Source organism: Ferrimonas sediminum, from assembly GCF_900100175.1.
Taxonomy (GTDB): domain Bacteria; phylum Pseudomonadota; class Gammaproteobacteria; order Enterobacterales; family Shewanellaceae; genus Ferrimonas; species Ferrimonas sediminum.
Genome location: NZ_FNEM01000009.1, coordinates 92,908 through 110,830, shown reverse-complemented (window position 1 = coordinate 110,830; position 17,923 = coordinate 92,908). Strand labels below are relative to the sequence as shown.

Genomic DNA, 17,923 nt, shown 5'->3' with positions numbered 1-17,923 from the left:
TCAGGCGCCCACCATCTGGTAACCTTCGGCTACCATGTCGTTCATGGCAGACACCCAGCGTTCAATCTTGCGAACCTCGTACTCCTCCAACTCAAACGCGGTTGCCAGACGCCCCATGAATGCGCGTTCGTTGTCACAGATGGTGCTGTCGGCCAACATAATGCCGCACAGCTCAATCATCACCGCACGCTTGTGCCCCACAGGCAATGTCACCAACCCCTGAATCGAGCTTTCAATCGCCTCGTCGCTAGTTTTGGCCTGATAACCGTGAAGTTCACACTCATGGACGAACGACTGGAAAATCTGAACCTCTTCGGCCTTGTCTTCGCCGTTCAATCCCATGGCGAACCGCGCCAGATTCAGAAAATGTTTGCGATCGTTTTTCGCCAGTACATTAAGAAACATGTGTCATTACCTTATTCAATCTGAGTGCCGTGATGGCAAAAGAACACTCGCCGACGTTAAAAATCAATGCGGTTCGTAATTTCGCCAGCAGCATTGTATTGGTACTCGAATACCATATTTCCCTGGTCATCAAATTCCTCACCTTTGGTCAACTTTCCATCAGAATCAAAGGTCATTTGATATTTAAGCAAACCATCGGCAAAGGTCTGCGAGGCGACTTTTTTGCCTTCGTTATAGATAATCTCCGTCACCTGATTTGAGGCCTTATCCTCCATTCTGGTGACTTTGCAATCGCCCAGATGCTTAATGAAGTCGGCCGTCTCAACCTTCAACTCCTTGCCGCTTGCCAATCCATTGGTCAACTCGATGGCGTTCTCGATCTTCAGTGCCTGAATCACTCCGGACAACTGTTCAATCATGCTGCGTTCGCCCTGCTTACGGCCAAATTCGCTCTGTCTCTGAATCCGTTCACCGGCTTGTGCCAGTTCATTCAGAGCCTGCTCCGACTGCTGCTGGTGCTGGTTAACACTCTCAGCCAATCCCTGCAGCCACTGTTTGTTCGCATCGCTATCGCTGCGCATCCGCTTGATCAATTCTTCTTTGGCATCAGTCATTTCAGCACCAATCTGCTGCGCCCCTTGCTGCACCTTCAGCATCAACTCCTGGGCACTCAAGGTCTGAGCTTGCAGAACCCGATCCTGACTGTTGGCGATCGACTCAAGCAGTCGTTGTTCACCCAGGCGGTGACGCTCGGCGCCCTCCTGGTGCAACTGTTTTATGGTGCCAACCAGGGCCGTGTCACTCTGTTTAAGCGCCTGGTTTTGCTCAGCCAGAACCTTAAGCACATCGCGGTTATCTTCGCTGATGACCTTTTGCAGAGAGGAACCAAAGTTGGCAATCAAAGAGGAAAGATTCCCCGATACCTCTTTTAATTGTGCATCGGCATCAATTTGATGCTGCATCTGCCGCTCTTTTACTGCATTCAACTGCACCACCAGATAGATACAAACAATAAAATTAATGACGCAAAAACTGACGGTCGCAATGCCGATCTGAATTGAAGATATTTCCATGATGACTACTTATTGTTCAATAGGATAAGGCGGGACAAGCCCATATATTGACGTAATGAACGCCGAAAAACAGTGATTTGCAATATGTTTATTTCATTCCTTTTTCAATATCGGTTCTATCTCCGGCACACCGTACCAGTAACACTATTAGACCTGCCATTTATTCTCCAGCCCACACAGTCCTGCCTGTTGCATCGCATTCGCTGACGGCACATTCGGACTTCACCACTCAATCTGTTAAGGTGCATAATATGTATGCTGAGACGACATGTCATCACTGGCTACATGAACATGTAAACTTTTCAGGCAGGTAGGAACCCCGAACATGCGCGTTGACCAGAAACTGAGATATCGATTGATAGAGATCATTGCCCTGTGGGAGGGCCGATTGACCACCAACCACCTGTGCCAGGCTTTTGACATTGGTCGCCAGCAAGCGTCCAAAGACATCAACACCTACATTCGGGAGTTTTCCGGTGCGACTCTGGTGTATGACCGCCAACTCAAAGGCTATACCCCCGGCGACGGATTTGTGCCTCAATTCTGCCAGGGTCACGCCCATGAGTACCTGCAACTGCTGGACAAACACGATGAGTTGGGCGGCATGTTGTCGCTGACCCACATTCAAAGTGGCGGCACCCATGTGATGGATGCCCCGTCCCGCTACATCGAGCCGCAAATCATACGCACCCTGATCAAGGCGGCCCGCAACCGCCTGACACTGGAAGGCCACTATGACTCACTGGCCCACCCCAGCCCGGCTGACGACCCCGGCCGCCTTTTTGCTCCTCACACGTTGGTTTTCAACGGCTTTCGCTGGCACGTTCGCGCTTGGTGTGAGAAAAACCAGGAGTTTCGCGATTTTGTCATCAGCCGCTTTCGTGGCCAACTCAGCATCGAAGACAAGCCTGCGGCCAGGCAGAAAGAGCAGGATGAGGAGTGGAACACAAAACAAGCCGTCACCCTGATGCCCAACCCCCGCCTCAGCCACCGTCAACGGGTCATCATTGGCCGGGACTATGGAATGGACATGGATAGCTTGTCACTCACTCATCACGTCTCCAGGGCGCTGCTGCCCTACTACCTTCGACGGTGGGCGGTGTCAGAACCTTATAATGATGCCCTGCCGGCCGAATATCAGCATGTTGTGGTGGCGAAACAGCAGCAACTGCCATAAAAATCCTGCCAACATCGGCAAACTTGCTTTTATCTGGTTGTTTACTACGCTCATATCGCAGCTAAATCACCGCAGTGTGGTGGTTGCCGAAGAATCGCACACGCCAAGGGGGCGATGTGCAATAAAGGAAACGTGATACCAAGGAGTAAGTGATGATGAAATGGACAAGCTCATTCGGTTTAGGCGTAATAATCGCAATGGCCTGTGGTGTCGTTCAAGCCAAAGATGAAGGCTTCTATGTTGGTGCTTCCCTAGGCTCTGCCACCATTCAGCAGAGTGGATCCGATCCGGACATCGGTGATTTCGATTTCGATGAAAATGATTTCGCCTGGAAGATCTTCGGTGGCTACCAGTTTAATGGCCTGTTGGCTGTAGAGGGCGGGTATGTTGATCTGGGCTCTCCCTCTAGCTCCGGCACCAAGGTCGACCCCTATGGGCTGGATCTGTTTGCCGTTGCCGGTATTCCCCTGGGCCCGGTTCGGGCCTTTGGTAAGCTTGGCGGCATCTACTGGGATTCGGATCTGACCGATAGTGGCGATAAAGTCAGCGACGATGGCTTTGACGTCGCCGCCGGCGTCGGGCTTGAATTTGAGCTCGGCAGCTTCGCCATTCGCGGTGAAGTGGAATACCTGGATGTGCTCGATGACACCTGGATGTACACCCTGGGTGCGACCATCACCTTCTAAGCCCTGAACCGACACAGCAAGTCGTCTCCTCGACGACTTGCTGTTTTCACCACTCAATCAACAATCCAGCCACCGGAGTCAGAATCACCTCGACCGCGCCCCTCACAACCCGAGCAAATACCTTAACAAGGGCGACCACAGAGCGCCAACTGCGCCATGAGACAGGCAGAGTCCTGTTAGCAGTACCTACCAACGTTAAAAACCAACGCTGCTACCTCTTTAGCGAGTCGCCAGTTGCTCTTTGACCAGGCTGACCATCGCCTGAGCCGCAAACGACAACGGCTGGCTACGTCGCCAAAACAGGGATAACTCCCAACTGAGATCACTGGCCGCCAGGGGGATTCGAACCACACCGGTGACCGCATGTCGCTCGGCAATAAAACCGGGCAGTATCATAGCCCCCGTTCCGGCCGCCACCAGGGCGATACCAAAATCGGGATGGCTGACCCGGGTGACGTCCTTTGGGGTAAACCCCGCCCGCAGGCAGGCGTTGACCACCAACTCGTGGAGTACATACTCAGGCTCGAACAAGATCTGCGGCGAGTCCGCCAACTCACTCAGGGTAAGCTGTGGCCGGGTCGCCAGTTCATGTTGCCTGGGAAGAATCACCACCATGGGATCCTGACGGATCAGCACCCCATCGAACTCGTCGCCAAAGTCGATGATGCCGGTAGCCAACTCAATCTCACCTTTGAGCAGGGCGCTGGTTTGTTCCACCCCTCCCCGAACCATCAGATCCATATGCACTTCGGGATAGAGGTGTCGAAATCTGGCGATCACCGGCGCAAACAGCTCAGCACTTCCCAGTGGCGCCAGACCAATGTGCAACTCACCGGAGGTCAGGCTACGCTGCGCCGACAACTCCCTGAGCATGGCCCGTCGAACATTCAACAGCTCTTTCCCATGTTGATACACCACCTGACCGTAGGCCGTCGGCCGCAACTGGCTACCGCGCCGCCCTCTCTCCAGCAAAACCAGATCCAACTCCTGCTCCAGTTGGCGTATGGCTTTAGACAGGGCCGGCTGAGTAATGTGAATCGCTTCTGCGGCTTTGGCAAAGCCGCCATGGTCAATGATCTCGACAAGATAACGGATGACTTTTAGATCCAACTGATTAACCCATAGTTATGCATTCCATAATTAATATTCATTATTTTTATATTGTTAGCAAGGCTACACTGTCGTTCCATTGATATTAAGACACACCGTTATGACCCGTCATGCTCGCCCTTCCCTGCCCTCTCCCCGCAATCCATCATCACTCCGTCTTGGCAAGCGCCTAGGCCTGACGCTGCTGCAAACTGCAGCGCTCTGCCTTCTGGCCTGGTTCACCCAGCAACTGGCATCCTGGATGGGGCTGCCATTTCCCGGCAGTGTCCTGGGAATGATGCTGCTACTGTTGGCCCTGAAGTTGAAACTCTGTTCTGAGCAGGCCCTGGCACTGGGAGCCGCCTGGTTGATCGGCGACCTGATGTTGTTTTTCATCCCCTCCGTCATCGGGGTTCTGAAATACGATTCGTTGTTTCAACAGTACGGCGCCAGCCTCATCGCCAGCCTGATCACCGGCAGCATGGTGGTGATCGCCGCCACCGCTTTGGTTGTGGACCGCCTGTTCCGGTTTGAACAGCGACGAAACCGACAACTTTCCCAACACCCACAGAGCCGATGATCCCATGCCCCATACCAGCCTATTGGCTCTAATGAGCCTGTTCCTGACCCTAGCCAGCTATTACGGCGCTAAAGCCCTGTATCACCGTCGCCGACGTTGGTGGCTGGCTCCTATTATCCTGGCACCGTTAACGCTGATCGGTCTGGTCAGCCTGCTGGCGATTCCGTTGCCCACCTACTACGTGTATACCCACTGGTTGATGGCGTTGCTGGCGCCGGCCACCATCGCCTTCGCCGTTCCCATCTACCGAGAGCGCAAGCTGATTCGCCAGTACCCTCTGACTCTGACTTTGGGCGTGGCCTCCGGGCTGTTGTTTGGGCTATTGTCATCCTGGTGCACCACCAAGCTGCTTCCTCTGCCTGCCGACGTCGTTCACAGCGTACTGGTGCGGTCGGTGTCGACCCCTTTTGCCGTCGAGGCCACCACCGCCTTTGGCGGCATACCGGATCTCACCGCCATACTGGTACTCCTGACCGGCATCATCGGCATGCTGATTGGTGAACCGATATTGAAGCTGGCCCGAATTCGTTCCGCCCTGGCACGAGGAGTGGCACTGGGCGCCAGTGCCCATGGCGCCGGCGCGGCCAAAGCCACAGAGATGGGTCAGCAGGAGGGCGTCATCGCCAGCCTCGCCATGGTCTTTACCGGGGTTGCCATGGTGCTCAGCGCCCCGCTGTTTGCCGCCATCTTGGTATAGCCGAGCACCGGTTCCACAGTGCGCAGCGCTTTCCAGGGAGCGGTGAAACGAAAAAGGCTCCAACCTTTCGGTTAGAGCCTTTCTCTAAAATAAATGGTCGGCCAGAAGGAGTTCAGCCGGCCGGCGTCCCGGTCCGCCCCCAAAGTGCGCAGCGCTTTTCAGGGGCGGAGGCGTATAAACGAAAAAGGCTCCAACCTTCCGGTTAGAGCCTTTCTCTAAAATAAGTGGTCGGCCAGAGAGGATTTGAACCTCCGACCCCCGACACCCCATGACGGTGCGCTACCAGGCTGCGCTACTGGCCGACAACGCAAGCGATAATACCTTGTCCCGGAGGAAAAGCAAGGGCTGTAAAGTTAAGTGCCTCTTCTTTGGCCAATTAACTACTTCCACCAGTCACGACTTACCCGCAACAGCTACAGCCGGGTTCATCAACCCACTTCCTCTCCTTTACCACTTAAGCCTCCAGAGAAGATTTCTCCCGGGCGGCGCTCCGTCGGCCGGCGTCCCGGTCCGACCCCAAAGTGCGCAGCACTTTCCAGGGGCGGAGAGACAAAAAAGGCTCTGACCTAGACGATCAGAGCCTTTCTCTAGAATAAGTGGTCGGCCAGAGAGGATTTCGCCCGAGCGGCGCTCCGTCGGCCGGCGTCCCGGTCCGACCCCAAAGTGCGCAGCACTTTTCAGGGACGGAGATACAAAAAAGGCTCTGACCTAAACGATCAGAGCCTTTCTCTAAAATAAGTGGTCGGCCAGAGAGGATTTGTCCCGGCCGGCGTCCCGGTCCGACCCCAAAGTGCGCAGCACTTTTCAGGGGCGGAGATGCAAAAAAGGCTTCAATCTCACGACTGAAGCCTTTTTCTGAATAAGTGGTCGGCCAGAGAGGATTTGAACCTCCGACCCCCGACACCCCATGACGGTGCGCTACCAGGCTGCGCTACTGGCCGACAACGAGGCAAACAATACTCTGTCTTCGCAGAAAAACAAGCGCGGCAATGCCGACTGCGCTTTCTTTCACCAAATTACCACTCAGACGCTCATATGATGACCAAGTTGAGCCCTGGTGTCGGTGCCTAATGCCTATGAAACATCAGAGCCGGACAATCGATAATAGTGAGTCAGCACCTTATACAACTCCGTTCCCTGACGCACGCTGGCAGAGGCAAAATGCAGCACCGGAATCACATCCACTGGCAGGCGCAACTCCCGACTCTGCTGCAGAGAGGTGGCCAGGGCATCGAAGTGCCAAATTCTGGCCAGCGGGTGTTCGGCACTGACCGGTTCCCCCAGCGGCGCCAGATACTCAATCTGACCACCGCACGGACTGTAGATGGCACGGTAGTTATCCAGCGAGCAGGCGTATTGAGTGGTCTTAGGCAAGGTCAGCTCAAACGGATCCAGTACGCCGCGGCTCTGAAGGTAGCGGGCAATCCCCAGGGCGTCATCTCGGGCCGATGCCACATTCAGGTACTCCTGAGAGCCCAGCTCCAGGGTAAAGGCATCCACCAACACCGGCAGTGCCCGCCCACGGGCGGCCATGGCATCACTCAGTTGCCACCATGGGCTAAAACTGGCTTCATCCAGCGCACCGGCAAAATCACTGGGAATCACGATGTTGAGCGGAATGTTGAACAGATGCGCCCGTTCTTCCGCGTAACTGGGCACATACAGGTGACGGGCGGAGATGGGGCCGGTATGCAGATCCAGCACAATGTCGGCCTGCAGCGCCATCTTTTGTAATCGTAGCGCCAGATGCTGACCGCTTTTCACCCCGAAGGGCGACGCCAGTTTGGCATCAATCTGTACCCCCATGGCCTGGCGCAATGCCGCCGCCACCTCGGCCTCTGGCGCGTTTAGGTGACTTTGCGCCAACTGGTCAATCAGGCTGGCATCAAAATGATACTGTCGATTCCAGTTTTCGCCGGTAATGGGATCGAACCGCCCCAAGGTAAACTCTCCGCTTTTTTGATTGATGCCCAGAGGGTTGGCCATCGGCACCAGGCACACATCCCCTTTAGGAGGGTGGCAATTAAACAGCTCCACCAGATGGTGGATTACGGCGTTACCCTGGACTTCCGCCCCATGAATGTTGGCCTGAATGTACACACTGGGGCCGTTACCGGTTCCAGTAAAACGGATCACCGGCACCGTAATGTCGGTGCCGGTGGCTTGCTGCCCTACAATCAGGGTGTCAGATGAAACGGTGGTCACAATGAAAAAAGATCCTGTCACTATTGGCCGACTGATGGTTCACCCTAGGTCAGGTGACGCTGAAAATCCACGACTTTTCGAGCCAGCCGCTCCAGACTGCAGTGGCGATGAGGCCGGCACTTAACACCCGCTGCGGTTGGCAAAAACCGCGGAACTGATACACTTCAGCCAAGAAACGATCATTGTTCCCATGGCAGGAGTTCCCATGTCATTAGCAGACCAACTAATGAAAGCCGGTCTGGCCGATAAAAAATCGGTACAGAAGGCAAAAAAAGAGAAGCACAAGCAGCGCAAATCCAAGCAGGTCGTCACCGACGAGTCTAAACTCGCCGCCGAACAGCGCCTAAAAGAGCAGCAAGAGCGCGACCGTCAGCTAAACCAGAAGCGCAAGCAGGAAGCCGACGCCAAAGCCATTCTTGCCCAGATCAAGCAGTTGATTGAAACCAGTGCTCAAACTCGAAGCCGCGGCGACATCGCCTATAACTTCAGCCACAACGGTAAGATCACCAAGATCTACGTCACCAAGACTCAGCAGCAGCAGTTGATTGCCAACCAGTTGGCCATTGTTGTCAAAGGCGACAGCTACGAGTTGGTGCCCACCAAGGTGGCAGAAAAGATTGAGCAGCGCGACCCCAGCATCGTCATCGAGCTGCCGAAGTCAGACAGCAGCGAAGTGGCCGAAGACGACCCTTATGCGGACTATCAGATCCCTGATGACCTAATGTGGTAAGTTACGGATATTGCTGGTCTAATTTAGGTTAGGCCAGCCAACAACCGATAAGCACTGTCACAGCCAACCCCCCATTTCCTAGATTTGGATCACAAAGCGGAATTTTGACGGTGCATCAAAATTTTGACGGTGATAGATTTCACAAAAATTGTAGTCGCCAATGGATTTGGCAGAGTAAAATGTGAGATGAACCGGACACCGCTCGTCCTATTAGCCCTGCTGCTCCTGCCTTTATTATTACGGGCAGAGCCGGTTAATCTGCGCATCTCCTACTACGAAGACAGCCAATCGAACCTGCTGGTGTCAGATGTGGTGCGCCTGGATCCACAACAATGGGTTCCCCTCGATGGCCACCTCGCCCACTTCGGGATCTCCCGCTCCTCATTTTGGCTGAAGATCGCCGTTACCAATCAAGCCGACAGCCCCAAAAACCGATTGCTGGAGTTTCGCTCCGCCACTCAGGATCAGATCGAGGTGTTTTCTGAATTGGCGGGCCACTTTCGCATGGGGGACCAACAGCCCTTCGATAATCGCCCGGTTCAGAGCGTCACTCCGGTGGTGGAACTTGAGATGCCGGCTAACAGTACCTCTGTGGTCTGGGTTCGGTTGAGCAACAAACACGGCTTTTTTGAGTTGTTGCCCATCAGCCTCTACTCTCAGGAGGAGTGGCAACGACATCAGTTGGAACGTAACTTCCTGTACGGCATGTTCTTTGGTTCCCTTGGCATTATGCTGCTGTACGGCATCGCTTTATCGGCAATTATTAAAGACCGCAACTTCTGCTGTTACACCCAATACTTGCTGGCCGCACTGGTCTGCACCTTCATCTATTACGGCTTTGGCTACCGCTGGCTGTGGCCAACCCAGCCCGAATTGAACTACTGGGCCCTGCATATCTCTTTTACCGCGCTGATCCTCTGCGCCACCCGATTTGCGGTCACGTTCCTGGTGCTTAAGCGCCGCGCCCGCAAGCTCTATCGCACACTGCAAATCCTTAGCGGATTGTTGGTTCTTGCCCTTATCGCCACGCTGTCAGGGTTCCCGCTGGGCTCGCTGACCCTGATGGTGCCACTGGCGCTGATCATTCTGGCACTGCTCTGTGGCTGTGCAGCCATTGCCACCTGGCAGCGCCCCGACTGGACCACCTCAATGTTTTTCTTAGCCTGGCCCTGTCTGCTGGTGTGCATCGGCCTGAGCTTTTCCAACGCGCTGGGCTGGATGCTGCTGCCTTTCGACACCAAGTATCTGCTGACCTTCGTGTTTGCCTTTGAGATGCAACTGCTGGGCTTCCTGATCTCGCGACAGTTCCGCCAACTTAAAACGGATCTGGTGATTGCCAAAGCCAATGACTCGGGGAAGGTCAACCTGGATATGCTGGAGCGCAATCGCGAACTGGAAAACCTCAATCAGCAGCTCAAAGAACAAGCCTACAAAGACTCGATGACCGGGCTGGCCAATCGCCGCAGTTTTCGCTACGAACTGGACAAGCTGGAGATTGAAGTCAGCAACCAGACTCGGGCTCTGGTGCTGATCGACCTGGACCACTTTAAGCTGATCAATGATCAAAACGGCCATCACATCGGTGATATGGCACTCAAGCACGCGGCCCGGGTGATCAATCAGGCGGTCCAGCTGGTGCACGGTCGAAGCTATCGGGTCGGGGGCGAGGAGTTTGCCGCCATCTTGATGGCGCCGGATACCCAGGGGCTAATGGCCCAGTGCGAGCTGATTCGGCGCAAGCTGGCCACCACCCCGATGCAACTGGATAACATGACCCTCAACATCACCGCCTCCATTGGCATCAAAGCCATCGACCCCGGCCAGTACCTGTCCTCCAGACAGATCTACCAACTGGCGGATAAGGCGCTGTATCAGGCAAAAAAGGAAGGCCGCAACCGGATCTGTGCCAGCGACGTCAGCGCCCAGTTTGAGGTCAGCCCCACCCTGGCCTGATTTTCGGCACAAAAAAGCGCGGACCAGGCCGCGCTACTGCAGTTCGAGCATTCCGTTACTCAGGCACAATCCAGTGCACCCGGTGGCTGGCCAGCTCGGTCTGAGCCAGCTTTGGCGTCAGCCAGGGCAGCAACTCTCGCATCTGCTGTTCCAGTGTCCAGGGCGGGTTGATCACAATCATGCCGGAGCCGGTCATGCCGTAATCCATGTTATCGGCATCCACATTCATCTCGATCTGCAGAATGTTACGGATACCGGTACGGGCCAGCGCCCGCTCCAGAGTGGTAATCTCCTGGCGACGCACCACAGGATACCAGATAGCGTAGGTACCGGAGGCCCAGCGCTGCACCGCCTCCTTAATCCCCTTCACCAGGTCTTTGTATTCGTTCTTGAGCTCATAGGGTGGATCGATCAGCACCACACCGCGACGCTCTTTCGGTGGCAGCGACGCCTTCAGGCGAGCATAGCCATCCTCCTGATACAACTTGGCCCGGCGGTCGCCACGAAACTCCTGCCGCAGCCGGGGAAAGTCGGTGGGGTGCAGTTCGGTCAGAACCAAACGCTCATGTTCACGGGTCAAAGATTTGGTCAGCAGCGGGCTGCCCGGGTAGTAGCGAAGTTCGCCATTGGGGTTCAGCGCCTTAACCGCCTTAAGGTAGGGGTGCATCGATTTCGGGCAATCCAGTCCCCAGATGCGGGCGATGCCATCGACGTACTCACCGGTTTTCTCCGAGTGCTCAGACTGCAGGTCGTAACGACCGGCTCCGGAGTGGGTATCGTGAACCACAAAGGGCTTGTCTTTGCGTTTCAGGGATTCCAGGATCAGCGCCTGAACGGTGTGTTTCAACACATCGGCATGGTTACCGGCGTGGAAGCTATGGCGATAGCTCAGCATAAGAAAGGGCTCTTGAGTTTAGCAATCGGGCAAGTATACCAAGATGCACTGTAACAGGTGGACGAATCTTTGCATTGCCACCAAAAAAGACGAATTTCGTGGCGCTGTTTATACTGTATGTTTGGCTTTAGGTATTCTTTGTCAGTATCACGGACGATCCCATTGGGAGAGGACCATGACCAGACATTTTTATCTCGCCAGCAGCCTGTGGGAGCTGGAACAGATTGAGCAGCAACTGGAGCGCCGGGGTCTGAGTCCGGCACAGATCCACGTGGTCAGCAATAAACCCAAGCTGGCAGCCCGCTTTCACCTGCAGACCACCTCATCACTGCTGTTTCTGGAGCTGGCCCACTGCACCCTGAAAGGAGCCAAAATCGGCCTGCAGCTGGCACTGCTGTGTCTGGCGGCAGCCAGCCTGTTTGATGTGGGTAACTCCGACTACGGCTGGTCGCCGTTTTTGATGCTGGCGGCCATACTGCTGGGGTTCTGCATCTGGGAAGGCGGCCTGATCGGCATCAATACGCCGGATCAGCTGTTGCGAGACTTTCACCGGCCCATCGCCGGCGGCCAGCACCTGCTGGTGGTCGACATCGAGCAGGCACAAGAACCGCCACTGAAACAGGTAGTCAGCCAACACCCGATGCTGGCCCAGGCCGGCACGGGTGCCGGCGTCGAGTCCGGTGCCGTACGTCTGCAGCACTGGTGGCTGCAACACCCTTTATGGTAAAAGCGTTTATCACTACACAGACAACCGTCACCACCGGCGCTATATTGCCCGCTCCGGTGGTAACCCCACCTTCAACACCAATAACTGATAACCACTCCTATGCAAAACCATTTCGACAGCCCTTTTGTGGGCTCGCTGATACGGGATCAGATCACCAACCCCAATATCATCGCCGGTGAACACAGCTACTATTCCGGCTACTACCACCAACACAGTTTCGATGACTGCGCCCGCTACCTGATGCCGGATCGCAGCGACGTTGACCGCCTGATCATCGGCCGCTACTGCTCCATCGGATCCGGTGCCGTCTTTATGATGGCCGGCAATCAGGGGCACCGGGGCGACTGGACCAGCACCTACCCATTCTTCTACCAGAATAATCCCGCTTTTGAAGGGGCCAAAGACGGCTTTACTCCTGCCGGTGATACTCAGGTGGGCAATGACGTCTGGATTGGCTCGGAGGCGATGATCATGGCCGGGGTCAGCATCGGTGACGGCGCCATCATTGCCAGCCGCGCCCTGGTCACCAAAGACGTGGCTCCCTACACGGTGGTTGGCGGCAACCCGGCCAAGGTGCTCAAGGCCCGCTTTAGCCCTGAGCAGATCGCACAACTGCAACAGATGCAGTGGTGGCACTGGCCCGACAACCGGGTGCAGCAGGCGATGCCGTTACTGTGCAGCGCCGACATCGACGGGCTGTTTCAACTGTGGCTCGGCTGGCAGGAATAACTCCGGCCTCAGCCGCCACTGAAATAGGTCAGGCGGCTGAGGTGGGTGTAATCGGACTCCAGCAGCATCAACAGCATTAACACCAACAGTGCCAGTGGCGGCAACAAGATGGCGTAGATCAATGCCAGTCGCTCCCACATCATATGCATAAACACCGCTACGATCAGGCCGGCCTTTAACACCATAAAGATCACAATCAAACTCCAGCGCAGCATCCCCTGCAGCGCCATGTAGTCGACACTGTAGGAGAGCGCACTCAGTACAAACAGCAACCCCCAGACCTTAAAATAGAGGCCAATGGGGTGCTGGGCGGGTTGTTGCATGGCCATCATCGCCCCCTTACCACAGGTAGAAAAACGCAAAGATGAACACCCAGACCAAATCCACAAAGTGCCAGTACAGGCCGGTGGTTTCGACAATGCCGTAATCACCACTGGCATGGTAATCGCCGCGACGCACCCGGTTTGCAACCACCAGCAGCAGAATTACCCCGATGGACACATGCAAACCATGAAAGCCGGTGATCATAAAGAACGCCGCCCCAAACTGGGACGCCCCCATGGGGTTGGCCCAGGGACGCACCCCTTCGCTGATCAACTTGGTCCACTCAATGGCCTGCATGCCCACAAAGCTGGCTCCCAGAATGGCGGTAATCAGCATCAACCGGGCCGCTATAATGGGTTTATGGCGATAGCCGTAGTTCACCGCCATCGCCATGGTGCCGCTGGAGGTGATCAGGATAAAGGTCATGATGGCGATCAACAGCAACGGTACCGAGGTGGCACCGACCTGCAACGCAAACACCTCGGTTGCCAACGGCCAGGGTTCGGTGGTGGAGGTGCGGGCCACCATGTATCCCACCAGGAAGGAACCAAACACAAAGGTGTCGCTGAGCAGGAAGATCCACATCATCGCCTTGCCCCAGGGCACGCGAAACGTCTGTTTATCCGCCGACCAGTCGGTTACAAACTGCCGTAAATCCGCCATGCTCCGCTCCTAATTCACCGCAATGCCACACAGGGCCGCCAGAGTTTCATAACGGCCCGGCGGCTGACTCACCAAGGCAAACAACACACACCAGAGGCCAAACAGGTAATGCCAATAGCGGGTCAACAGCCGCAACTGGCCCTGGCCACGGTGGTTTTGCCACAACTGGGGCAACAGCCACACCACCACCAGCAGCGCCGCCAGCAAATGCACCGCATGCAAGCCGGTTAACAGATAATAGAAACCGGCACTGGGGCCACTGGTCAGGCCGAAACCGGCCTCGGCAAAGCTTTGCCAGACCGACCACTGACCTCCCATAAACCCCAGTGCCAATACCAGTGCCACCATCAACGCCCAGCGGCCCTCATTCTGATGTTTCTTTAAATACGCCAGCTGCATGGTCATGCTGGAGGCGAGCAACACCAGGGTATTGATCCACAGTGGCTTTAGATCAAACAGGGGTTGCCAGGGCTGCTCGGTCAACGATTGCCAATCCGGCGACTGAGACCGCATGACCGAGGACAGCATAAACAGAAAGAACAGTGACGTGATCACGACCAGGGTTACCCACAACCCCACGGAGCCAGCACTGCTGCGCCTGATCGTGGGCAACACTTGCCCGCCCTGCTCCCAGGGTTTGGTCGCCAGCACCTGAAACGGTTTCATGGCCCACCTCCCGAGTTCGGTGCCAGGGGCGACTCGGTGCCGGTTGGCACCGTTTCACCGGCCTGCCAGGGATCAGTTTGAGTCACCACATCCTTCGGATGGCCGGGAACGCTGTAGTCATAAGGCCACCGGTATACCACCGGCAAGCTGGCGCCCCAGTTGCCGTGGCCCGGCGGCAGCGTCGGCGTTTGCCACTCCAACGACGCCGCCTGCCAGGGATTGGCTTTCGCCAGCGGGCCACGGAAATAACTCCAGGCCAAATTAAGCAGAAACAGCAGCTGCGCCACCCCGACGATCAGCGCCGCCACCGTGATAAAGGCGTTGATGGCATGGGCTTCCGGAGGAATAAAATCATAGTTGTCGTAGGCGTAGTACCGCCGCGGCAACCCCAGAACCCCGAGGTAATGCATCGGGAAATAGATGGCCCAGGTGCCAAGGAAGGTGATCCAGAAATGCAGCTTCCCCAGACCGTCGTGCAGCATGCGGCCGGTGATGCTGGGGTACCAGTGATAGAGGCCGCCAAAAATCACCAGGATCGGCGCCACTCCCATCACCATATGAAAATGGGCCACCACGAAATAGGTGTCCGACAGAGGCAGGTCCACCACCACATTGCCGAGGAACAATCCGGTCATGCCGCCAAACACAAAGGTCAATACAAAGGCGATGGAGAACAGCATCGGCACCGTCATCCGCACATTGCCACGCCACAGGGTCAACACCCAGTTGTAGACCTTAATGGCGGTGGGCACGGCGATGATCAGGGTGGAGACCGCAAAGAAGAAGCCAAAATAGGGATTCATGCCGGAGACGTACATATGATGCGCCCACACCACAAAGCTGAGTACGCCGATAATGACAATGGCCCACACCATCATGCGGTAGCCGAAGATGGTTTTTCGGGCATTAACGCTGATGAGGTCCGACACGATACCAAAGGCCGGCAGGGCCACAATGTACACCTCGGGGTGGCCGAAGAACCAAAACAGGTGCTGAAACAGAATCGGGCTGCCGCCGCCAAACTCGGTGGCCTGGCCGAGTGAGATCAACTCAGGCATAAAAAAGCTGGTGCCCAGCAGCTTATCAAACAGCATCATCACCGCACTGACAAACAGTGCCGGAAACGCCAGCAGCGCCATGATGGTGGCGATAAAAATCCCCCATACCGTCAGCGGCATCCGCATCAGGGTCATCCCCTGGGTGCGGGCCTGCAGCACCGTGGTCACGTAATTCAGTCCGCCCATGGTGGCGGCGACGATGAACACCGCGAGGGACACCAGCATCAGCACAATGCCGCCATCGACGCCGGGTGTGCCAGGCAGAATCGCCTGGGGCGGGTACAGGGTCCAACCGGCTCCGGTGGGGCCGCCGGTGACAAAAAAACTGGCCATCAGAATCAGCACCGCCACCAGATAGGTCCAGTAGCTGAGCATATTAAGAAAAGGGAACACCATGTCCCGCGCGCCAACCATCAACGGAATCAGGTAATTACCAAAGCCGCCAAGGAACAGCGCCGTCAACAGGTACACCACCATGATCATGCCGTGCATGGTGATCATCTGGTAATAGGACGCCGGATCAATGAAGTCGAAGGTCTCCGGAAACCCCAGCTGCAGCCGCATCAGCCCGGACAGCACCAACGCCACCATGCCCACCGCGATGGCCGTCAGGGTGTACTGAATCGCAATGGTCTTGTGATCCTGGCTGAAGACGTATTTTTGCCAGAACCCTGTGGGTTCCGGGTGCGCCTGTTCCTGACTCATGGTCTCTCCCGTTGTCCACAGAGCCATCGCCCTCAGGGTGACAGCTGTTTCATATAATCGATAAGGGCCTGCACCTCGTCGTCACTCAGAGGCATCGGCGGCATCAGTGGCTGATAGCCCTGCACCAGCTCCGCCGCCGGCTCCAGCATCGCCCGGCGCAGGTAGGCATCGTCGGCCACCACCACCCGGCCATCGGCCAGGGTACGTTCACTACCGGCCAGACCGAGCCAGCTGGGACCAATGCCGGCGCGGCCATCGAGGCTGTGGCAGGCGATACAGCCTTTGGTCTGTGCCAGCGTTGCCCCGTCCAGTTCGGTGTCGGGCGCAGCGGGCTCTTTGGGCTGTGGCGGCGGCGGACTGATCGGCGCGGTGTCAGGTTGGCCGCTCTCGGCCCCATCGCCGCCTCGCTCTTTGATGTAGGCGATGATCGCCGCCAGTTGCAGCTCGCTAAGGGCGGTATAGGCCGGCATCACATTGGTGTAGCCCTGAACCAACGAGGCGGCCGGCTCGACGATGGCCTCGATCAGGTAAGCGTCATCCACCAGGCGCTCTGAGCCATCGCTAAAGGATTCGGTTTTGCCGTACAACCCCAGCCAGCTCGGCGCCAACGGACTGGTTTCAAAACCGTGACAGGCCAGACAGCCCTGGGACTGCGCCAGCGACTCCCCTTCACGGGCCTGAGGCGACAAACCGGCATTGGCCGCCGTCGCCGCACCCTCGGCGAAGGTCGGCAGCGTCGCCAACCACTGCTGATACTGCTGCGGCGGTTGAACCACAACGGCACCGCGCATATTGAAGTGGCCGACTCCGCACAGCTCGGCGCAAAGAATCTCAAACTCCCCCAGCTCCACCGGCGTGAACCACAGCGACGACACGATGCCCGGAACTGCGTCCATCTTGTTGCGGAACTGGGGCACATAGAAGTCGTGCAGCACATCCTTGGAACGCAACAACACCTGTACCGGCTTGCCGAGCGGCAGATGTAAACGGTTACTCACCACCAGCCGGTCGTCCTGGCCCATGGGATCGACCGGATCGATGCCAAAGGGGTTGTCCGGGCCGATGCGTTTGATGTCGGTTTTGCCCAGCACACCGTCATCCCCGGGCAGGCGGAACTGCCAGCTCCACTGCTGAGCCAGCACCTCAACCTGATGGGCATCATCGGGAACGGTGACAATATCGGAGTAGACGTACAGGCCCGGCACCAGCATGGCGGTAATGCCAACGGCGGTGAAACCGGTCAGCCACAACTCCAGGCGTTTGTTTTCTGGTTGGTATTGGGACCGGCCCTGACGACGGTATCGAAACCGGTAGACGGCGTAGGCCATAAACACCACTACCGCGATGAACACCAGGCCGGTAATGGCGAGGGTAATGCCGATGGTGAGATCGATGTCGCTCCAGTTAGACGCAAGGGGGGGCAGGCTCCAGCCTCCGGCGAAGTGGAACCATAAGGACACCAACAACAGAGCTATCAGCGCGATGGCGATGGTCATAGGCGACATCCAAAACCGCTTGCAATGGAATCCGAGGCAGAACTCTGAGCTGCTTAACGTTTCCG

Annotated in this window: 18 protein-coding genes and 2 tRNA genes; 8 read left to right on the top strand and 12 right to left on the bottom strand. The window is 56.4% G+C overall.

Features of this window, described 5'->3' with window-relative positions; all coding sequences use genetic code 11:
• The gene (locus tag BLT77_RS11760) at positions 1–405 is read right to left on the bottom strand and encodes a hypothetical protein (protein ID WP_090365461.1); all 405 of its coding nucleotides are present in this window, start codon (positions 403–405) and stop codon (positions 1–3) included.
• Between the two features lie 56 nt (positions 406–461).
• A complete protein-coding gene (locus BLT77_RS11755; protein ID WP_090365460.1) occupies positions 462–1,478 on the bottom strand; it encodes a hypothetical protein in 1,017 nt (338 codons plus the stop codon).
• 325 nt (positions 1,479–1,803) lie between these two features.
• Between BLT77_RS11755 and BLT77_RS11750 the strand changes: the two genes are divergently transcribed.
• A complete protein-coding gene (locus BLT77_RS11750; protein ID WP_090365459.1) occupies positions 1,804–2,655 on the top strand; it encodes a BrxR family helix-turn-helix transcriptional regulator in 852 nt (283 codons plus the stop codon).
• 152 nt (positions 2,656–2,807) lie between these two features.
• Entirely contained in the window at positions 2,808–3,341 is a 534-nt protein-coding gene (locus BLT77_RS11745) for an outer membrane beta-barrel protein (protein ID WP_090365458.1), read from the top strand.
• A gap of 219 nt (positions 3,342–3,560) precedes the next feature.
• Here the strand turns inward: BLT77_RS11745 and BLT77_RS11740 are convergent, their stop codons facing one another.
• Positions 3,561–4,451, bottom strand: a complete 891-nt coding sequence (locus BLT77_RS11740; RefSeq protein ID WP_090365457.1) for a LysR family transcriptional regulator — start codon at positions 4,449–4,451, stop codon at positions 3,561–3,563.
• A 100-nt stretch (positions 4,452–4,551) separates the two neighbouring features.
• Here BLT77_RS11740 and BLT77_RS11735 point away from each other — a divergent pair, with 100 nt between their 5' ends.
• Together BLT77_RS11735 and BLT77_RS11730 are read left to right on the top strand one after the other, a co-directional pair.
• Positions 4,552–5,010, top strand: a complete 459-nt coding sequence (locus tag BLT77_RS11735; protein WP_090365456.1) for a CidA/LrgA family protein — start codon at positions 4,552–4,554, stop codon at positions 5,008–5,010.
• Between the two features lie 4 nt (positions 5,011–5,014).
• Positions 5,015–5,707 (top strand): LrgB family protein, encoded by a 693-nt coding sequence (locus tag BLT77_RS11730; protein ID WP_090365455.1) that lies wholly within the window; start codon positions 5,015–5,017, stop codon positions 5,705–5,707.
• 225 nt (positions 5,708–5,932) lie between these two features.
• Here the strand turns inward: BLT77_RS11730 and BLT77_RS11725 are convergent.
• The 3 genes from BLT77_RS11725 to BLT77_RS11715 all read right to left on the bottom strand — a co-directional run bounded on the left by BLT77_RS11725 (position 5,933) and on the right by BLT77_RS11715 (position 7,912).
• A tRNA-Pro gene (locus BLT77_RS11725) sits at positions 5,933–6,009 on the bottom strand.
• 562 nt (positions 6,010–6,571) lie between these two features.
• Positions 6,572–6,648 (bottom strand) — tRNA-Pro (locus BLT77_RS11720).
• Between the two features lie 133 nt (positions 6,649–6,781).
• A complete protein-coding gene (locus tag BLT77_RS11715) occupies positions 6,782–7,912 on the bottom strand; it encodes a succinylglutamate desuccinylase/aspartoacylase family protein (RefSeq protein ID WP_090365454.1) in 1,131 nt (376 codons plus the stop codon).
• Positions 7,913–8,117: 205 nt separating this feature from the next.
• Between BLT77_RS11715 and BLT77_RS11710 the strand changes: the two genes are divergently transcribed.
• Both BLT77_RS11710 and BLT77_RS11705 read left to right on the top strand, forming a co-directional pair.
• Positions 8,118–8,642, top strand: a complete 525-nt coding sequence (locus BLT77_RS11710) for a DUF2058 domain-containing protein (RefSeq protein ID WP_090365453.1) — start codon at positions 8,118–8,120, stop codon at positions 8,640–8,642.
• A 186-nt stretch (positions 8,643–8,828) separates the two neighbouring features.
• Positions 8,829–10,595, top strand: a complete 1,767-nt coding sequence (locus BLT77_RS11705) for a sensor domain-containing diguanylate cyclase (protein ID WP_090365452.1) — start codon at positions 8,829–8,831, stop codon at positions 10,593–10,595.
• Positions 10,596–10,650: 55 nt separating this feature from the next.
• Here BLT77_RS11705 and BLT77_RS11700 read toward each other — a convergent pair whose 3' ends face one another.
• Positions 10,651–11,490, bottom strand: a complete 840-nt coding sequence (locus BLT77_RS11700; protein ID WP_090365451.1) for a 23S rRNA (adenine(2030)-N(6))-methyltransferase RlmJ — start codon at positions 11,488–11,490, stop codon at positions 10,651–10,653.
• 175 nt (positions 11,491–11,665) lie between these two features.
• Here BLT77_RS11700 and BLT77_RS11695 point away from each other — a divergent pair, with 175 nt between their 5' ends.
• On the top strand, positions 11,666–12,217 hold the full coding sequence (locus tag BLT77_RS11695; RefSeq protein WP_090365450.1) for a hypothetical protein: 552 nt from the start codon (positions 11,666–11,668) through the stop codon (positions 12,215–12,217).
• 99 nt (positions 12,218–12,316) lie between these two features.
• Positions 12,317–12,946, top strand: coding sequence for a type B chloramphenicol O-acetyltransferase (catB, locus tag BLT77_RS11690; protein ID WP_090365449.1), 630 nt, complete (start codon positions 12,317–12,319; stop codon positions 12,944–12,946).
• 8 nt (positions 12,947–12,954) lie between these two features.
• On the opposite strand, the gene BLT77_RS11685 is transcribed toward catB, so the two are convergent.
• The 5 genes from BLT77_RS11685 to BLT77_RS11665 are packed head-to-tail and all read right to left on the bottom strand — an operon-like array spanning position 12,955 to position 17,858.
• Complete coding sequence (locus BLT77_RS11685) at positions 12,955–13,308, bottom strand: cytochrome C oxidase subunit IV family protein (RefSeq protein ID WP_342707543.1); 354 nt, start codon at positions 13,306–13,308, stop codon at positions 12,955–12,957.
• Positions 13,286–13,933, bottom strand: coding sequence for a heme-copper oxidase subunit III family protein (locus tag BLT77_RS11680; protein ID WP_090365448.1), 648 nt, complete (start codon positions 13,931–13,933; stop codon positions 13,286–13,288). Before BLT77_RS11680 ends, BLT77_RS11685 begins: the two co-directional genes overlap by 23 nt.
• Positions 13,934–13,942: 9 nt before the next feature.
• Positions 13,943–14,599, bottom strand: a complete 657-nt coding sequence (locus BLT77_RS11675; protein ID WP_090365447.1) for a cytochrome c oxidase subunit 3 — start codon at positions 14,597–14,599, stop codon at positions 13,943–13,945.
• On the bottom strand, positions 14,596–16,362 hold the full coding sequence (locus tag BLT77_RS11670; RefSeq protein ID WP_090365446.1) for a cytochrome c oxidase subunit I: 1,767 nt from the start codon (positions 16,360–16,362) through the stop codon (positions 14,596–14,598). Before BLT77_RS11670 ends, BLT77_RS11675 begins: the two co-directional genes overlap by 4 nt.
• 32 nt (positions 16,363–16,394) lie before the next feature.
• A complete protein-coding gene (locus BLT77_RS11665) occupies positions 16,395–17,858 on the bottom strand; it encodes a cytochrome c oxidase subunit II (RefSeq protein ID WP_090365445.1) in 1,464 nt (487 codons plus the stop codon).
• Positions 17,859–17,923: the final 65 nt, after the last annotated feature.